Raw genomic sequence first — 15,772 nt, 5'->3', positions numbered from 1 at the left:
GTCGTTCTTTCCTCACCATAGGAGGAGGGGAAGAGGCCCGAGCAGTTACTTATGTCATCAGTTTCCGGTCAGTAATGTCCCTGCCCGCGGGGTCAGCCCTGGCGCCGCTTGCGCTCGGCCGCGGCCTCGCTCCCGCACGCGTACGCCAGCGCGTCGATCAGCTCCTCGGTGTCCGGCAGCCACCGGTTCGCCGGCGTGGGCCGCCGCGCCCACTGGACCGAGCCCCGGCCGCCGAAGCGGGTGGGCGGGGCGGCCACGTACTCGCCCTCGCCCCGGGCGGCGAGGTCGATCGCCGACGGCGTCCAGCCCAGCTTGCGCACCAGGTCCGTCATCTTGGCCCCGGCGCCGGGCAGGACGAAGAACAGCATCCGGTGGTCGGGCGTGAGCGCGACCGGTCCGAGCGTGCGCTGCATCCGCTCCAGCCGCGCCAGCGCCAGGAACCCGGCGGTGTCCGGCACGTCCAGCGCGTCGAACGTCCGGCCCGTCGGCATGAGGATCGAGGCCTTCGGGTGCTTCGCCCAGATCCGCCGGACCTGCACCGCGCTGCCGGTCGCCAGCGCCGCCCAGTCCGTCACCGCCGGGTGGGCGCCGGGCGCCACGCAGTCCTCCGCCCCGCAGGAGCACAACTCACGCCCGTCGCCCGCCTCCAGCCAGGTGCCGGCGAAGACGTCCCAGTGCCGTTCTTCCGCGTACCGCACGGCATGGTCCAGCAACTGCTCGCCGCGCTGCTTGGGGATGGGTGCGGTCTCCGTGACTGTGATGGTCTCTTCCACGCCCATACCAACTATCCGGCTCACCCGGGGTTACGGGCGTAAACCGGCCGGTGGGCGGAGCATCGATCCTGCATACGGGGCGCACTGATGCACGGGCGGGGGCGCGTGGGAGGACGGGGCGCGGTCGCTGGGTAGCGACAAGACGCAGAGCGGAAGATTCTCCGCACATCAGGCGGGAAGTGATCATTCCAACGATCACCCGCGGCCTCAGGGGGTTTTCATGGCAGCCAGGCCTCTCGTCGCCCGCCAGCCGAACGAACGGCTGCAGGCGCTCATCCAGGAAGCCGGGTGCTCCAATGCCGGGCTCGCCCGGCGCGTCAACATGTGCGGCTCGGAACACGGTCTCGACCTCCGTTACGACAAGACGTCCGTGGCCCGCTGGCTGCGCGGCCAGCAGCCGCGCGGCCGGGCCCCGGGGATCATCGCCGAGGCGATCGGGCGCAAACTCGGCCGGGCCGTCACCATCGACGAGATCGGCATGGCCAACGGCAAGAACCTGGCCTCCGGCGTCGGCCTGCAGTTCTCCCCGACCGTCGTCGGCGCCATCGAGCAGGTCTGCGAGCTGTGGCGCAGCGACGTGGGCCGGCGCGACTTCCTGGCGGGCTCCAGCGTGGCGGCCTCCGCGCTCGTCGAGCCGAGCCGCGACTGGCTGATCACCGGCGCCGACACGCAGGTCGCCCGCAGCGTCGGTTCGCGGGTCGGCATGTCCGACGTCGAGGCCGTACGGGCCACCACCGAGGCCCTCACCGAACTCGACCACCGCTTCGGCAGCGGGCACGTCCGGCCCGTGGTCGTGCACTACCTCAACTCGGTGGTGTCCGGACTGATCGGCGGCTCGTACCGGGAGCCCGTCGGGCGCGCGCTGTTCGCGGCCGTGGCCCGGCTGACGGAACTCGCGGGCTACATGGCGGTGGACACGGGCCAGCCGGGCCTGGCCCAGCGCTACTACATCCAGGCCCTGCGGCTGGCACAGGCGGCCGGCGACCGGGCGTACGGCGGGTACGTGCTCGCGGCGTCGATGAGCCACCTCGCGGCGGAGCTCGGCAACCCGCGGGAGATCGCGCAGCTGGCGCGGGCCGCCCAGGAGGGGACGCGGGGGCAGGTCACCCCGCGGGTGGAGGCCATGTTCTACGCGGCCGAAGCGCGCGGGCACGCGCTGCTCGGGGACACCCGGGCGACGGCGGTGCTGTCGTCGCGGGCCGTCAGCGCGCTGGAGCGGGCGGAGCCGGAGTCGGGCGACGACCCGGTGTGGATCCGCCACTTCGGCCAGGCGTACCTCGCGGACGAGCTGGCCCACTGCCACCGGGACCTGGGCCAGGCGGAGGCGGCGGCCCGGCGGGCGGAGGAGGCCCTGCGAGGTCTCCCCGAGGGCAAGGCGCGCCGCCGGGCCATCGGGCTGCTGCTGCTGGCGGCGGCGCAGGTGCAGCAGCGGGAGGTGGAGCAGGCCTGCCAGACGGCCACGAAGGCGGCGGACCTGCTGGAGGGGCTCCGCTCGAACCGGGGTACGGAGTACCTGGACGACTTCAGGGCGCGGCTGGAGCCGTACCGGGAGGAGGCGGCGGTGCGGGAGTTCGGGGCGCGGCTGGACGCGCGGGTCGCCTAGCGGGTCGGGGCGGCCCCGGTCCGGGCCGGGCGCCGGTGATTCGGCCGACATTGGCCATCAACCACGGGGACGGTAGCGTGAGCCGACGGTTCCGTAGGTTCGGGCAAGTCGGAGAAGGAGACCCGGTGACGGAGAACGGACAGGGGAGCGCCCCCCAGCCGGGTGCCCCGTGGGGTCCGGACCCGGCGTCCGGCTACCCGGAGTACCCCGGGCAGCAGCAGGCGGCGGCCGGGCACGTTCTGGGGCCCGGGTACGAGGGGCCGGGGGCTCCGCACGGCTACGGCTACCCGCCGCTGCCCGAGGCGGCCACCCAGTACATCGCGCCGGTGCCGGCGGCCCCGGCCGCCGCGGCACATCACGAGGCGGCGACGCAGTACATCGCGCCCGTTCCGGCCGCCCCGGCGCACGACGAGGCGGCGACGCAGTACATCGCGCCGGTGCCGGCGGCCCCGGCACATCACGAGGCGGCGACGCAGTACATCGCGCCCGTTCCGGCCGCCCCGGCGCACGATGAGGCGGCGACCCAGTACATCCCGCCGGTTCCTGCCGCGGGCGGGCCGGAGCCGTTCGGCGGGTTGTTCCGCGGCGACGACTCCGCCGGGCACACCCAGCACCTGCCGCCGATCCAGGAGCCGGTGCTGCGCCGGCCGCCGCCGCGCCCCTACCCGCCGCGCGGGCAGGACCCCGTATCTCCGCAGCCGCAGCCGCAGCCGCTCCAGCAGCCGCAGTACGCGCCGCCCCCGCCGCCGGAGCCGGCCCGCAAGATCTCTCCCGCGATCATCGCGGCGGTGGTCATCGGCCTGGTCGTCGTCGGACTCGGCGTCGGATCGCTGCTCGGCGACGGCAAGCCGCAGAACAGCGGCCCGGCCGCGGCGCCCGCCGCGCCCAGCGCGAGCGGTGCCACGGCGGCGCCCGCCGGCGAGGCCCCCGTGGACCCGGGCCGCACGCAAGCCGTCCAGCTGGACAAGCTCCTCGCGGACAGCAACGACAGCCGGGCCTCGGTGATCAAGGCCGTGGACGACATCAAGGGCTGCAAGAACCTCGACCAGGCGGCCGCCGACCTGCGCGACGCGGCCCGTCAGCGCGAGGAGCTCGTCACCCGCCTCCAGGAGCTCAAGGTGGACCAGCTCCCGGAGAACGCGAAGCTGACCGCCGCCCTCACCAAGGCGTGGCGGTCCTCCGCGGACGCCGACAACAGCTACGCGGCCTGGGCGGGCGACGTGGACGACGACAAGTGCAAGGAAGGCAAGTCCAAGAACTCCGAGAACGCCGTCGCCGGCAACAAGGCGAGCGGCGAGGCGACGAGAGCCAAGGAATCGGCCGCGGTGCTCTGGAACAACATCGCGGCCAAGTACGGACTCACCAAGCGCGACAAGTCGCAGCTCTGAGACCGGCCCCCTCCCGGGGGAGGGGGCCGACGGGCCCGCCGGGGCTCAGGCCGCCCGGGGCGCCTGTTCCAGCGTCGACGTCATGTCCTGCGAAGCCTCGCCCTCCTGGGCGACGAGCCGGCCGGACTGGACGATCTGGAAGGTGACCCGGCCGTTGACGATGCGGGGGAAGCCGGCGACGGCGCGCATGTCCTGGTAGCGCCAGCTCAGGTCCGGGGTGAGTCCGCCGGTCTTGATCGCCTGAGACTGGTTGAGCATGTGCCCGACCTTGCGGGCGGTGATGCCCTCGTCCTCCTTGAAGCGCTTCACGATCTCGCTCAGCACGGTGTACGCGATCCAGGTGGTCTGCGCGCCGGTGTCGTCGGGGTCGACGGTGTCGTCGCCGAACGCGTAGTCGGCGATCACCTTGCGCATCGGCTGCCAGAGCGGGTCGTTGGCCACCGGGTACCAACTGGTCAGGAACGCGCCCTCGAAGGGGCTCTCCTTGCCGCCGGTGCGGTCCACCAGGGACTGGCTGACGCTGCCCAGGACCGAGGAGATCTGCGGCTTGCGGTTCTGCGTGTCGGCGGCCCGGCGGAAGGCGTCGAAGAACGTCTCGGTGCGCTGCTCGCCGAGCACCGCCGTCACGCAGCCCTTGCCCTTCTCCTTGGAGTCCTTCGAGTCCTTGGAGTCCCTGGCGTTGGCGGCAGCGGCGGAGGAGGTGGTGTTGGAGAGGGCTTCACGGGCCTGCGGGGAGAAGTCGGCGGAGTCCTCGGCGGCCCGGATGTCGGAGGCGTCGCCCAGCTTGTTGGCCTTGAGCCCGGCGTTCAGCAGGACCGGCATCGAGTCGCCCGCGAGGGTGTCGGGGCGGACCAGGGCGACCTGGGTGCACGCGCGGGCCAGCTGGTGGCCGGCGCCGGCGAGGAGCACGGGCTGGCCGCCGTTGACGGGGTAGGAGAGGGTCGACTGGAACTCCTCGGACGTGACCCCGTACCCCCCGATGAACGGGATGCCCTCGGCCTCCAGCGGGGCCATGAAGGCGCGTCCGTGCTGGCTGTAGGAGCCGACCACGGCGATGGCCTTCTCCTTGACCGCCTTGCGGGCGCAGTCGGCGGCGCCGGTGGGGGTGTTCTTCTCGTTGCAGGTCAGTACGCGGAGTTTGCGCCCGTTGATGCCGCCCTTGGCATTGACCCAGCGCTCGTACGCCTTGGCCATGCCGGGCATTCCGGGCATGTTGGTCGCCTTGGTGTCCTCGGGTGCGAACGTCATGACGGTGAGGGTGTCCCCGGAACCCCCCGTGCCTCCGGGGAGCGCCCCGCACCCGGCGACGAGACACGCACCCATCGCCGTGGCCAGGAAAGTGCGGGAGAGGGCTGCTGCACGTCGCAGATCGGTCATGTCCACGCACCATTCCGCTCCGCGGGGAACTGGAGAGTGAGCTGGACGCAACGTTGGGTGACGCCCAGGTGAATTACCGGGGGGAAGTTCATATTCCGTTTGTTCACACGCGCCTCAAGATCCCGGAGAGCGGGAACGTACGATCGAGTGCGTGACATTCGCCCAAGGTTCGAAGAACCCTTCCCGACGCGGTGGCCGCTCCTCCACCATGGGCGGCATGCCCCTGAACGACATGCCGTGGTGGCGCTGGCGCAGCAACGTGCGCTCGGCGCTGCACATGCTCTCCGACCCCGCCTTCCACGAGGACACCTGGCTGGCCGGCGCCGAAGGGTACGGGGACGTCACCGACGCCGTGTACCGGCTCGTCGAGGACACCTGGCTCGACAGCTGGTCCGCCGAGAAGTACGTCGGCACGATCTTCCGCGACTCCCAGGAGGCGGCCCTGGTCGACCTGGCCGTGCTGCGGGTGCTCCGCATCCTGCACCAGGTCGGGCCCGACGCACCCGTTTCCGTCTACCTGGAGCACCACGCCTGGCCCGAGGCGGTCCGTGCCGCGCGCGAGGCGCACGTACGGCTGGCGGTGGCAGACGGGGACGATCCGGACGTCCGGCCCACGTCGCTGGAAGTGCTGAGGATCCTCACCCGCGCGGTGTGAAAGGCTATGCGGTCATGAGCGACCCGCAGCCCGAGGCACAGCCGCAGCCCCAGTACGTCCTTACCGTGTCCTGCCCTGACAAGCAGGGCATCGTGCACGCCGTGTCGAGTTACCTCTTCATGACCGGCTGCAACATCGTGGACAGCCAGCAGTTCGGAGACCGGGAGACCGGACTCTTCTTCATGCGGGTGCACTTCGAGGCCGAGCCGGCGGTGACGGTGGAGAAGCTGCGCGCGAGCTTCGCCGCGATCGGCGAATCCTTCCGGATGGACTGGCAGATCCACCGCTCCGACGAGCGCATGCGGATCGTGCTGATGGTGTCGAAGTTCGGCCACTGCCTGAACGACCTGCTGTTCCGCACGTCGATCGGCGCCCTGCCCGTCGAGATCGCGGCCGTGGTCTCCAACCACACCGACTTCGCTGAGCTGGTGGGCTCGTACGACATCCCGTTCGTGCACATCCCGGTGACGAAGGACACGAAGGAGGCGGCGGAGGCGGAGCTGCTGAAGCTCGTGCGCGCCGAGAACGTCGAGCTGGTCGTGCTCGCGCGGTACATGCAGGTGCTGTCCGACACCCTGTGCAAGGAGCTGAGCGGGCGGATCATCAACATCCACCACTCGTTCCTGCCGAGCTTCAAGGGCGCGAAGCCGTACCACCAGGCGCACGCGCGCGGTGTGAAGCTGATCGGCGCGACCGCGCACTACGTGACGGCGGACCTGGACGAGGGGCCGATCATCGAGCAGGAGGTCGAGCGGGTCGGCCACGAGGTGACCCCCGACCAGCTGGTGGCGATCGGGCGCGACGTGGAGTGCCAGGCGCTGGCGCGCGCGGTGAAGTGGCACAGCGAGCACCGCGTCCTGCTGAACGGCAGCCGCACGGTGGTCTTCGCCTAGCCCGGGGCGGGCCGACTCGGCCGGTTCCGGGGGCACACCCCCGGCACCGGCCCCGGCCCCGGCCGCGGCTCCGCGCAACCCGCCGTCAGGCGTCCGGCGCCTCCACCCCGCAGTAGCCCGCGAAGGCCGTCAGGATCTCTTCCTCCGAGATGCGGCCGTCGCCGTCGGCGTCGAGGGCCGCCGCCACCTGCGTGGCCAGTTCCGGCGGTGTGCCGAGGACCCGCAGGACCCGCGCCGCGGCCGCGGGGGCCGCGCCGCCGCCCTCTCCGTCGGCCACCGCGATCACGGCCCGCAGGAACGGCCGCGCGATCTCCGCGAACCGCTGAGGGCTGTCCCGCAGCCGCTTCGCCGCCCCGGTGATGAACTCCTCGCGGGACACCCGCTGGTCCCCGTCGACATCCGCGATCCCGGCCATCCCCTGCCAGAACGCCTCGGCGCCGGCGAACACGGCCTGGCCCTTGTCTGACCGGGCGGTGGTACCGAATTCGGCCAGGACGGCCTTCGCGGCCGCGCTGAAGTCCTCCCGGTCGATATAGCCGGACCCGTCCTGGTCGAAGGTGGCGAATCGGGCGGCGATCTTGCGCTCGTATTCTGCGCTGTCCATGTTCGGCGTTCCGCCTTCACGTGTGCGGTGGGTTCAGATCAAGACAGGCAGGAGCGTAAGGCCTACGTGGCCTGCGCGTTAAGCGAAGTGGTCAAGGAGGCGGCCGCATCGAACCCGCGCACGGGGAGCGCGGCGGGGCGCGTACGCATGTGCGCATGTGCCGCCGCCCGTACCACGGTTCACGCGCTGCCACGCGCCTAACACGGAGGGTTCACTTCCGAAGTGACCTTCCCGCAAAACGGGCGCACCTGCCCATGTGGCCATTACATTCGATGCGTCGACACACGGCTGGGGGCACCATGCCTAAGGACGTACCACCGCGTTGGGACCGCCGCATGCAGCAACGCCTGGCGCGCGGGGAGGCCGCCGCGCTCGGAGAGCTGTACGACCGGTTCGCCTCGCTCGTGCACAGCCTGGCGCACCGCGTGCTGGGTGACGAGAAGGCGGCGGACCGGATCACCCGCGAGGTCTTCGGCTACATCTGGGAGAACCCGGACGCCTACGACCCCAAGCAGGGCTCCATGCGCTCCTGGGTCGCCCGGATCGCCCAGGGCCAGGCCGTGGCCCGGTTGCGCCAGGCCGAACTGGGCCGCGGCTCGCGCGAGGAGCTGGAGCAGAAGGTGCGCAGCGCCAACGCCGCCGCCCGCGCGGACTACATCGTCACCTCCATGCCCACGCCGCTGCGTGCCGCGCTCGAACTCGCGTACTTCAAGCGGCGCGACTACCGGCAGGCCGCCGCCGACCTCCACATCAGCGAGGACGAGGCGCGGCGCCGGCTGCGGCTCGGGCTGCAGCTGCTGTCGACCGCCAACACCCTCCCGCAGGAGGACCCCGCCCAGCCCGGATACGGCCCGCGCGAGTACGGAACGCCCCGATGAACGGTCCCGCCGAGTCCCACGACGACGGATACGAGCGGCCCGGCGGCCAGGTGTGGATACCGGGTCCGCGCGGGGCCGCCGACGACCTGGATCCGCGGCACGCGCCCCCGGTCCCGGAGCCGTCGGCGGCTGCGGTGCCGCCGCCCACGCACGCCGTGCTGAAGTCCCTGCTCGGGGCGTGGGCGTTGGCCGCGTGCTCCGCCGAGGAGACGCAGGCGGTGGAGGACCACCTCACCGAGTGCGCGCCCTGCGCGGACGAGGCGCTGCGGCTGCGCGACGCGGTGGGGCTGCTGCACCCGGAGGAGAACCTCGACCTGGGTCCGCTGCTGCGCTCGCGGGTGCTGGAGGACTGCCTCGGCAAGCGGCCGGCCCGCATTCCGGTGCCGGCGTGGGCGAACCCGTACGACACCGAGACCGCGCGGCTCGACGCGCTGCTCCAGGACTTCGGCGACTCCGAGTGGCACACCCCGGTCCGGCTGAAGTGGTTCGAGGAGGAGCGGCGGATGACGCACCGGACCACGGTGGCGGGGGTGATCGGGCACCTGCTGACGGTGGACGGGATGGTGGCCGCCGCGCTGGGGCTGGACGACCCGCTGGGGAAGGAGGCGCCGGAGGGCGGCGGCACGACCGCGCGGACGGAGGCCTTCTGGAACGCCTCGCAGTACCCGGCCACCCGGAAGGTCCGCGAGCCGTGGCGGGAGCAGGGCCATACGCTGGTGCGTACGGTCTCCTTCGCCGGCCGTGGCGTCGCCGAGCTGGCGGTGGACTACGGGGGCTTCGTACTGCCGCTCGGGGACGCGTTCCTGGAGCGGGCCTTCGAGTGCTGGGTGCACGCGACGGACATCGCGGAGGCCGTGGACTACCCGTACGGGCTGCCGTCCGGGCCGCATCTGCACCGGATGATCGACCTGGCGGCGCGGCTCCTGCCGCGGGCCCTGGCGAAGCGGCGGCGCGACGGCCTGGCGGCACCGGCGCGCGGCCTGGTCGCGGCGGGCGCGCCCGGGCGGACCCTGCACCTGGAGATCGAGGGCGCGGGCGGCGGCGGCTGGGACATCGCGCTGGACTCGCCCGCGGCGAAGCCGTCGCCGGAGCGGACGGTGGCGGAGATCGCCCTGGACGGCATCGAGTTCTGCCAGCTGGCGGCGGGCCACATCTCCCCGGAAGAGGCGGCGGTGGGCCAGCACGGCGACCGCGAGGCGATCCGGGACGTACTGTTCGCGGCGGCGTCGCTGAGCCGGATGTAGCCGGTTCGCGCCGGTTCATGCCGGGGGCTTGGCCGCCCCCGGCCGGCCGGGTCAGGAGTAGCGTTCGCGGAGGCGGTACTTCAGGACCTTGCGCAAGGCGTCGTTGCGAGGGAGGGACTCCAGGAGTTCCAGCTGCTCCGGGAGCTTGTGCGGGGACAGGCCCTGACCGCGGAGGTACGAGGTCAGGGCGGTCAGGGTCAGCGGCGGGGCCGCGCCCGGGACCGGCTCCACCACCGCGCAGACGCGCTCGCCGCGCTCCGCGTCCGGAAGCCCAATGACCGCCACGTCCGCCACACCGGGCACCTGGTGCAGCAGGTCCTCGATCTCCTTCGCCGAGATGTTCTCGCCCTTGCGGATGATGACGTCCTTGCTGCGCCCCGTGAGGACCAGGTACCCGTCCTGCGTCAGGTGGCCGAGGTCGCCCGTGATCAGGTAGCCGTCGGGGTCGAAGACCTCCGCCGACTGGTCCCGGTTCAAGTAGCCCTGGCAGACCGCCTCGCCCCGGAGGCGGACCTCGCCGTCCGTGTCCGGAGGGAGCGGCGTGCCGTCGGCGGACGTGATGCGGATGGACATGCCCGCCGGCGGGCGGCCCTCGGTGGTGGCGAGATGTTCCGGGGTGTCGTCCGGGGAGCCCATGGTGATCATCGGGACCTCGGTCATGCCGTAGCCGTGGGTCAGCTGGCAGCCCATCTCGCGTACGACCGCGTGGTAGATCTCCGGCGGCTTGGGGGCGCCGCCGCCCGCGAGGAGGCGCAGGGTGGGGATGAGCTTGGCGGCGGGCTCCTTGCGCTGCTCCGTGAGGAACATGGAGTAGAAGGCCGTCGACCCGCCGGCCACCGTGACCCCGTGGCGGCGGTAGCCGTCCAGCGCGTCGGGCATCGCGAACTTCTCGAAGAGGACCGCGGGGAAGCCGTACAGCAGCAGCATCACGGTGTAGTCGGGCCCGGCTATGTGCGCGAAGGGGAAGGCCATCGAGCCGACGTCGGCCGGGGTCAGGTGCAGGGCGTGCGCGAGGCAGGAGCCGCCCGCGATCAGGGAGCGGTCGGTGTGCAGGACGCCCTTGGGGTCGGAGGTGGTGCCGGAGGTCCAGTAGATCCACCGGACGTCCGTGCCGGAGGCGGGCGGCGGCGGGAGTACGGCCGGGTCGCCGTCGGGCAGGGTCCCGTACGCCTCGAACATGCCCCGCGCGCCGAGCCGGGCGGCCATCGCAGTGTGGTCGTACCCGCGCCAGGTGCCGGGGACGGCGAAGTACTCGGCCTTGGACTCGCGGAGCGCGAAGCCGACCTCGCGGTCCCGGTAGAAGGGGATGACGGGGGACTGGACGGCGCCGATCCGGGCGAGGGCGACCGAGAGCAGCACGGTCTCGATGCGGGTGGGGAGCTGCCAGGCGACGACCGTGCCGGGGCGTACGCCCATCCCGTGCAGGCCCGCGGCGACGCGTTCGGAGCGGTCGCGCAGCTCCGCGAAGGTCAGCCGGCGGTCCGTCGACGCGTCTGCCCGGGGCGTTTCGGCGGCTTCGACGAGAACGGTGGTGTCCGGGGTCAGGGCGGCCCGGCGGGTGATCAGTTCCCACAGGGTCGCGCTGCGGCTCAGTTCTGTCGCGGTGTCCGTCATCCCGGACCTCCCCTTGGCCAGAAGCAGCTGACGACTAGTCAGATCAAGCGCAGAGCGTAGGCGGCCGACGCTTGTCGGTCCAGGGGTGGCGGGGCTAGCTTGTTTCTGACGATCCATCAGATCGGTGAATTGGGGAGACTGTCATGGAACTGGGACTGCCTCGGATCATCAGCGTCGACGACCACGTGATCGAGCCCGCCCACCTGTTCGACGTCTGGCTGCCGGCCAAGTACCGGGACCGCGGGCCCAAGGCGCTCACCGCCGGCATCGGCGAGCTCGAGTACACGGGCGGCAAGTACGTGATCTCCATGGACCCCGACGGCCCGCCCACCGACTGGTGGATCTACGAGGACCTGAAGTTCCCGTACAAGCGCAACATCGCCGCCGTCGGCTTCGACCGCGACGACATGACGCTGGAGGGGATCACCCGGGAGGAGATGCGGCGCGGCTGCTGGGACCCCAAGGCGCGCCTCGCCGACATGGACCTCAACCACGTCGAGGCCTCGCTGTGCTTCCCGACCTTCCCGCGCTTCTGCGGCCAGACCTTCGCCGAGGCCCAGGACAAGGAAGTGGCGCTCGCCTGCGTGCGCGCCTACAACGACTGGATGGTCGAGGAGTGGTGCGGCGACAGCGGCGGCAGGCTGATCCCGCTCTGCATCATCCCGCTGTGGGACATCGACCTCGCGGTCGCGGAGATCCGCCGCAACGCCGCCCGGGGCGTACGGGCGGTGACCTTCTCCGAGATCCCGACCTACCTGGGGCTGCCGTCGATCCACTCCGGCTACTGGGACCCCTTCTTCGCCGTCTGCCAGGAGACCGGGACGGTGGTCAACATGCACATCGGGTCCAGCTCCCAGATGCCCGCCGCCTCGCCCGACGCGCCTCCCGCCGTCCAGGCCTCGCTCAGCTTCAACAACGCGATGGCCTCGATGATGGACTTCCTGTTCAGCGGGGTGCTGGTGAAGTTCCCGACGCTGAAGCTCGCGTACAGCGAGGGGCAGATGGGCTGGATCCCGTACGCCCTGGAGCGCGCCGACGACGTGTGGCAGGAGCACCGCGCCTGGGGCGGGGTCCGCGACCTGATCCCCGAGCCGCCGTCCACGTACTACTACCGGCAGATGTTCTGCTGCTTCTTCCGCGACAAGCACGGCATCGCCTCGCTGGACGTCGTCGGCCGCGACAACGCCACCTTCGAGACCGACTACCCGCACGTGGACTCGACCTTCCCGCACACCAAGGAGGTCGCGCTCGACCACGTGAAGGGACTGGACGAGGAGACGGTCTACAAGCTGATGCGCGGCAACGCCATCCGCATGCTCGGCCTGTCCTTCGACCAGGACCTGGGGAGCCGCTGATGGACCTGACCTACACCGAGGAGGAACGGGACTTCCGGGCGCGGCTGCGCGAGTGGCTCGGCAAGGTGCTGCCCGAGCTGCCCGCCAAGCCGTCCCCGGACGACTGGCCGGGGCGCCGCGCGTACGACCTCGGCTGGCAGCGCCGGCTGTACGAGGTCGGGTACGCGGGCCTGCACTGGCCGGTGGACGCGGGCGGGCGCGGGGCCACCCCGACCCAGCACCTGATCTTCCTGGAGGAGACGGAGCGCGCGGGGGCCCCGTACGTCGGCGCGAACTTCGTCGGGCTGCTGCACGCGGGTCCGACCGTCGCCGCCGAGGGCACGGCCGAGCAGCGGGCGCGCTGGCTGCCGCCCGTACTGCGGGGCGACGAGGTGTGGTGCCAGGGCTTCAGTGAGCCGGACGCGGGCTCCGACCTGGCCTCCCTGCGCACGCGGGCGGTCCGCGACGGCGACGAGTACGTGATCACCGGGTCGAAGATCTGGACCTCGCACGCCGAGGTCGCCGACTGGTGCGAGCTGCTGGTGCGCACCGATCCGGCCGCGCCGAAGCACCGGGGGATCTCGTGGCTGGCCATGCCGATGGACGCGCCGGGGGTCACCGTACGGCCGCTGCGCACCCTCGCGGGATCCACCGAGTTCGCGGAGATGTTCCTGGACGAGGTGCGGGTCCCGGTCGCGAACCGGGTCGGGGCGGAGAACGACGGCTGGCGGGTCACCATGGTGACCCTGTCCTTCGAGCGGGGCACCGCCTTCGTCGGCGAGGTCGTCGCCTGCCGCCGCACCCTGGGCGAGCTCGCGCGCAGGGCCAGGGCGAACGGGCGCTGGGACGACCCGGTGCTGCGGCGCAGGCTGGGGCGGCTGCACGGGGAGTTCGGCGCGCTGTGGCGGCTCACGCAGTGGAACGTCAGCGAGTCGGAGAGGTCCGGCGGGGTCCCGGGCATCGGCGGCTCCGTCTTCAAGCTCGCCTACTCGCACGCGCGCCAGGAGCTGTACGACACGGCGGCGCAGGTGCTGGGGGCGGACTCGCTGGTGATGGAGGAGGAGTGGGTCCTGGACCGGCTCTCGTCCCTCTCGTACACCATCGCCGCGGGCACCTCGCAGATCCAGCGCAACATCGTCGCCGAGCGCATCCTCGGCCTCCCGAAGGGCCGGTGAGGGGCGTGGACTTCCAGCCGACCGAGGACCAGAGAGACCTGCGGGCGGGCGTACGGGACCTGCTGGCGGGGCGGTACGGGCGGGAGGCGCTGCGGACGTCGGTGGACACGGGCGGCGCCGTGGACCGGGGGCTGTGGCGGGAGCTGGGCGAGGTCGGCTTCTTCGCGCTGCGGCTGCCGGAGGCGGCGGGGGGCGTGGGGCTGGGGCTGCCGGAGGCGGCCTTGGTCTTCGAGGAAGCCGGGCGGGTCCTGCTGCCGGGGCCGCTGGTGGCCACGCACCTGGCCGCCGGGGTGGTCCCGGGGGCGGCGGCGGGCACGGCCGTGGTCACCGCCTTCGACCTGGGCGGGGGCCTGGTGACCCACCTGGCGGAGGCCGACGCGGTGCTGGGCGCGGCGGAGCTGCCGGCGGGGCAGCCGGTGCGCTCGGCGGACCCCCTGACCCCGCTGCACCGGGTGGCGCCGCCCTCCGGCGACGTGTCCTCGTACGCGCCCTCGTACGCGTCCTCCGACGTCTCCGCGGGAGCGTTGCTGACGGCGGCGCTCCAGGTGGGGAGCGCGCTGCGCACGGTGGAGCTGGCGGTGCGGTACGCGGGGGAGCGCGAGCAGTTCGGGCAGCCGATCGGCGCCTTCCAGGCGGTCAAGCACCTGTGCGCGCAGATGCTGGTGCGGGCGGAGGTGGCCCGTACGGCGGTCTACGCGGCGGCGGTGACGGAGGACGGCGCGGAGATCGCGGGCGCGAAACTCCTGGCGGACGAGGCCGCCGTGCTGGGCGCCCGGGACTGTCTCCAGGTGCACGGGGGGATGGGCTTCACATGGGAGGCGGACGTTCACCTGCACCTGAAGCGGGCCTGGGTGCGGGCCGAGCAGTGGCGGACCGCGGCGGAGGCGGAGGAGCTGCTGGCGTCGGAACTGCTGGGGACGACAGGCCCTAGCTCTTCGTAGCTCGTTGTTACCGGAGGGGCACGGGACGAACGGCGAGGGACGCATGTCCGATTACAGAGAGTTGATATCGGTTTGTGTCCTTCGCCCGCGCCTTTGAGGCCCGAAGGCAGGGGGCTGCTCCGGTACGCTCCCACGAATGCGAGCGGTTGAGCGGCGCAGGCGTCGCACAGTATGCACCACGCCCACTCCTTCGCGCGGGAATATGCCCGAAGCGCTTGTTGTCGTGACTGTATGTCAACCATGCTGCTCCGCAAGGGGATCACACTGGGTGATTCCATCCTGTCGCGAGGCGAAGTGTCCGCCGGTTCGGATGGTGTGAGCGGTGCAGGTGCTTCAGGTTCAGCTGGAGGTAGGACCGGATCCCGCCGAAGTCGGCCGGGCGCGCCGGTGGGCCCGGTCCCGGCTGGCGGGGTCGGGCATAGGGGATGACGAGCCGCTCGCCGAGACCCTGATCCTCCTGATCTCCGAACTGGTCACGAACGCGGTCGTGCACACGGGCTGTCCGGCCGTGCTGAGAATGTTGTTCGGGGAGCCGGGGGTGCGGGTCGAGGTCGCCGACGCGAGCGACCGCGCCCCGGCCCCCCGCCAGGCCGCCGGGGACGACACGGGCGGCCGCGGCCTGGAGCTGGTGGACGGCCTGGCGGACCGCTGGGGCTGGCAGCGCGAGGGCGCGGGCAAGCGGATCTGGTGCGAGATCGACCGCGCGGAGAAGGCGGCGGCGGACTGCGCGGCGGAGGGGCCTTCGGGAATTCACCCTCCGGTGAGGGAACCGCGCGTGTACCTCTAACGAGGTGTTGACGTTCCGTCACATCTTGATCACCCTGGTGTGGAGCGATTCGACGCGAGGGGACGCCAAGGGCCTGCCTTGACGAGTGCGGGTCGCGGGGTGGCGGCCGCGGTGCCGCGCTCGGGGCGTGCACCAGCGCCGCCGCCACCCGCAGTACCTCGCCGATACCGGATCGAGGCCGGTCCTAGCTTCCCGGGTCCTGAATGTGCCGGAGGCGCGCGGCCTCAACGGGACCCGGGTCGTATCGAAGCTCGGCGGCGCGGACCGCACCGCCACCCCGTCTCACGCCTGCGGTTCTGAGGGCGCTCTGTCGGCGGACGGCACCTCGGGCGCTGCATCTTCAATGGCTTGGAGAATCAGGTCTTTGCGCGCAGACTTCGCGACTTCTCGGATTCGCTTGAGCTGGGATTCATCGCCATGGCCTTTTCGTGTGGAGCTCCTGGCTGCCGTCGTTGCTGCCGGTGTGGTGGGGCCGCGCCCCTCCCTGTGTGACGAGTGGCGGGGAG

General features: G+C 72.1%; 14 protein-coding genes. 10 read left to right on the top strand and 4 right to left on the bottom strand.

What is annotated here, in order from left to right; all coding sequences use genetic code 11:
* Positions 1–92: 92 nt before the first annotated feature.
* Entirely contained in the window at positions 93–779 is a 687-nt protein-coding gene (locus OG737_RS12475; protein WP_328926264.1) for a bifunctional DNA primase/polymerase, read from the bottom strand.
* A gap of 214 nt (positions 780–993) precedes the next feature.
* On the opposite strand from OG737_RS12475, the gene OG737_RS12470 reads away from it, so the two are divergent.
* Positions 994–2,376 (top strand): transcriptional regulator, encoded by a 1,383-nt coding sequence (locus OG737_RS12470; RefSeq protein ID WP_328926263.1) that lies wholly within the window; start codon positions 994–996, stop codon positions 2,374–2,376.
* Between the two features lie 125 nt (positions 2,377–2,501).
* On the top strand, positions 2,502–3,764 hold the full coding sequence (locus OG737_RS12465; RefSeq protein WP_405679686.1) for a hypothetical protein: 1,263 nt from the start codon (positions 2,502–2,504) through the stop codon (positions 3,762–3,764).
* 45 nt (positions 3,765–3,809) lie between these two features.
* Here OG737_RS12465 and OG737_RS12460 read toward each other — a convergent pair whose 3' ends face one another.
* Positions 3,810–5,141, bottom strand: a complete 1,332-nt coding sequence (locus tag OG737_RS12460) for an ABC transporter substrate-binding protein (RefSeq protein WP_328926261.1) — start codon at positions 5,139–5,141, stop codon at positions 3,810–3,812.
* A 208-nt stretch (positions 5,142–5,349) separates the two neighbouring features.
* On the opposite strand from OG737_RS12460, the gene OG737_RS12455 reads away from it, so the two are divergent.
* Together OG737_RS12455 and purU are read left to right on the top strand one after the other, a co-directional pair.
* The gene (locus tag OG737_RS12455; RefSeq protein WP_328930318.1) at positions 5,350–5,796 is read left to right on the top strand and encodes an SCO4402 family protein; all 447 of its coding nucleotides are present in this window, start codon (positions 5,350–5,352) and stop codon (positions 5,794–5,796) included.
* Between the two features lie 14 nt (positions 5,797–5,810).
* Positions 5,811–6,689 carry a formyltetrahydrofolate deformylase gene (gene purU, locus OG737_RS12450; protein ID WP_405679689.1) on the top strand — a complete coding sequence of 293 codons (879 nt, stop codon included), beginning with the start codon at positions 5,811–5,813 and terminating at the stop codon, positions 6,687–6,689.
* 85 nt (positions 6,690–6,774) lie between these two features.
* Here the strand turns inward: purU and OG737_RS12445 are convergent, their stop codons facing one another.
* Positions 6,775–7,293: an EF-hand domain-containing protein gene (locus OG737_RS12445; RefSeq protein ID WP_328926259.1), complete on the bottom strand. Its 519-nt coding sequence runs from the start codon at positions 7,291–7,293 to the stop codon at positions 6,775–6,777.
* A gap of 299 nt (positions 7,294–7,592) precedes the next feature.
* On the opposite strand from OG737_RS12445, the gene OG737_RS12440 reads away from it, so the two are divergent.
* Both OG737_RS12440 and OG737_RS12435 read left to right on the top strand, forming a co-directional pair.
* Positions 7,593–8,171 carry a sigma-70 family RNA polymerase sigma factor gene (locus tag OG737_RS12440; RefSeq protein WP_328926258.1) on the top strand — a complete coding sequence of 193 codons (579 nt, stop codon included), beginning with the start codon at positions 7,593–7,595 and terminating at the stop codon, positions 8,169–8,171.
* Complete coding sequence (locus OG737_RS12435; RefSeq protein ID WP_328926257.1) at positions 8,168–9,415, top strand: zf-HC2 domain-containing protein; 1,248 nt, start codon at positions 8,168–8,170, stop codon at positions 9,413–9,415. The genes OG737_RS12440 and OG737_RS12435 overlap by 4 nt, the downstream gene beginning before the upstream one ends.
* Before the next feature lie 51 nt (positions 9,416–9,466).
* On the opposite strand, the gene OG737_RS12430 is transcribed toward OG737_RS12435, so the two are convergent.
* The gene (locus OG737_RS12430) at positions 9,467–11,029 is read right to left on the bottom strand and encodes a class I adenylate-forming enzyme family protein (RefSeq protein ID WP_405679695.1); all 1,563 of its coding nucleotides are present in this window, start codon (positions 11,027–11,029) and stop codon (positions 9,467–9,469) included.
* A gap of 143 nt (positions 11,030–11,172) precedes the next feature.
* On the opposite strand from OG737_RS12430, the gene OG737_RS12425 reads away from it, so the two are divergent.
* The 4 genes from OG737_RS12425 to OG737_RS12410 all read left to right on the top strand — a co-directional run bounded on the left by OG737_RS12425 (position 11,173) and on the right by OG737_RS12410 (position 15,266).
* The gene (locus OG737_RS12425) at positions 11,173–12,384 is read left to right on the top strand and encodes an amidohydrolase family protein (RefSeq protein WP_328926255.1); all 1,212 of its coding nucleotides are present in this window, start codon (positions 11,173–11,175) and stop codon (positions 12,382–12,384) included.
* Positions 12,384–13,538: an acyl-CoA dehydrogenase gene (locus tag OG737_RS12420; RefSeq protein ID WP_405679698.1), complete on the top strand. Its 1,155-nt coding sequence runs from the start codon at positions 12,384–12,386 to the stop codon at positions 13,536–13,538. Before OG737_RS12425 ends, OG737_RS12420 begins: the two co-directional genes overlap by 1 nt.
* Before the next feature lie 5 nt (positions 13,539–13,543).
* Positions 13,544–14,479, top strand: a complete 936-nt coding sequence (locus OG737_RS12415; protein WP_405679700.1) for an acyl-CoA dehydrogenase family protein — start codon at positions 13,544–13,546, stop codon at positions 14,477–14,479.
* 322 nt (positions 14,480–14,801) lie between these two features.
* A complete protein-coding gene (locus OG737_RS12410) occupies positions 14,802–15,266 on the top strand; it encodes an ATP-binding protein (RefSeq protein WP_405921522.1) in 465 nt (154 codons plus the stop codon).
* Positions 15,267–15,772 lie beyond the last annotated feature (506 nt).

It is taken from the genome of Streptomyces sp. NBC_00122 (assembly GCF_045160845.1).
GTDB lineage: Bacteria > Actinomycetota > Actinomycetes > Streptomycetales > Streptomycetaceae > Streptomyces.
The sequence above is the reverse complement of the archived record's forward strand: the minus strand, read 5'-3'. Positions and strand labels throughout refer to the sequence as shown.

Excerpts from the sequence above, each read along its gene's own strand:
- OG737_RS12475 (WP_328926264.1), bottom strand. The coding sequence starts at position 779 with ATGGGCGTGGAAGAGACCATCACAGTCACGGAGACCGCACCCATCCCC.
- OG737_RS12445 (WP_328926259.1), bottom strand. The coding sequence starts at position 7,293 with ATGGACAGCGCAGAATACGAGCGCAAGATCGCCGCCCGATTCGCCACC.
- OG737_RS12425 (WP_328926255.1), top strand. The coding sequence starts at position 11,173 with ATGGAACTGGGACTGCCTCGGATCATCAGCGTCGACGACCACGTGATC.
- OG737_RS12435 (WP_328926257.1), top strand. The coding sequence starts at position 8,168 with ATGAACGGTCCCGCCGAGTCCCACGACGACGGATACGAGCGGCCCGGC.
- OG737_RS12455 (WP_328930318.1), top strand. The coding sequence starts at position 5,350 with ATGGGCGGCATGCCCCTGAACGACATGCCGTGGTGGCGCTGGCGCAGC.
- OG737_RS12440 (WP_328926258.1), top strand. The coding sequence starts at position 7,593 with ATGCCTAAGGACGTACCACCGCGTTGGGACCGCCGCATGCAGCAACGC.
- OG737_RS12420 (WP_405679698.1), top strand. The coding sequence starts at position 12,384 with ATGGACCTGACCTACACCGAGGAGGAACGGGACTTCCGGGCGCGGCTG.
- OG737_RS12460 (WP_328926261.1), bottom strand. The coding sequence starts at position 5,141 with ATGACCGATCTGCGACGTGCAGCAGCCCTCTCCCGCACTTTCCTGGCC.
- purU (WP_405679689.1), top strand. The coding sequence starts at position 5,811 with ATGAGCGACCCGCAGCCCGAGGCACAGCCGCAGCCCCAGTACGTCCTT.
- OG737_RS12430 (WP_405679695.1), bottom strand. The coding sequence starts at position 11,029 with ATGACGGACACCGCGACAGAACTGAGCCGCAGCGCGACCCTGTGGGAA.
- OG737_RS12470 (WP_328926263.1), top strand. The coding sequence starts at position 994 with ATGGCAGCCAGGCCTCTCGTCGCCCGCCAGCCGAACGAACGGCTGCAG.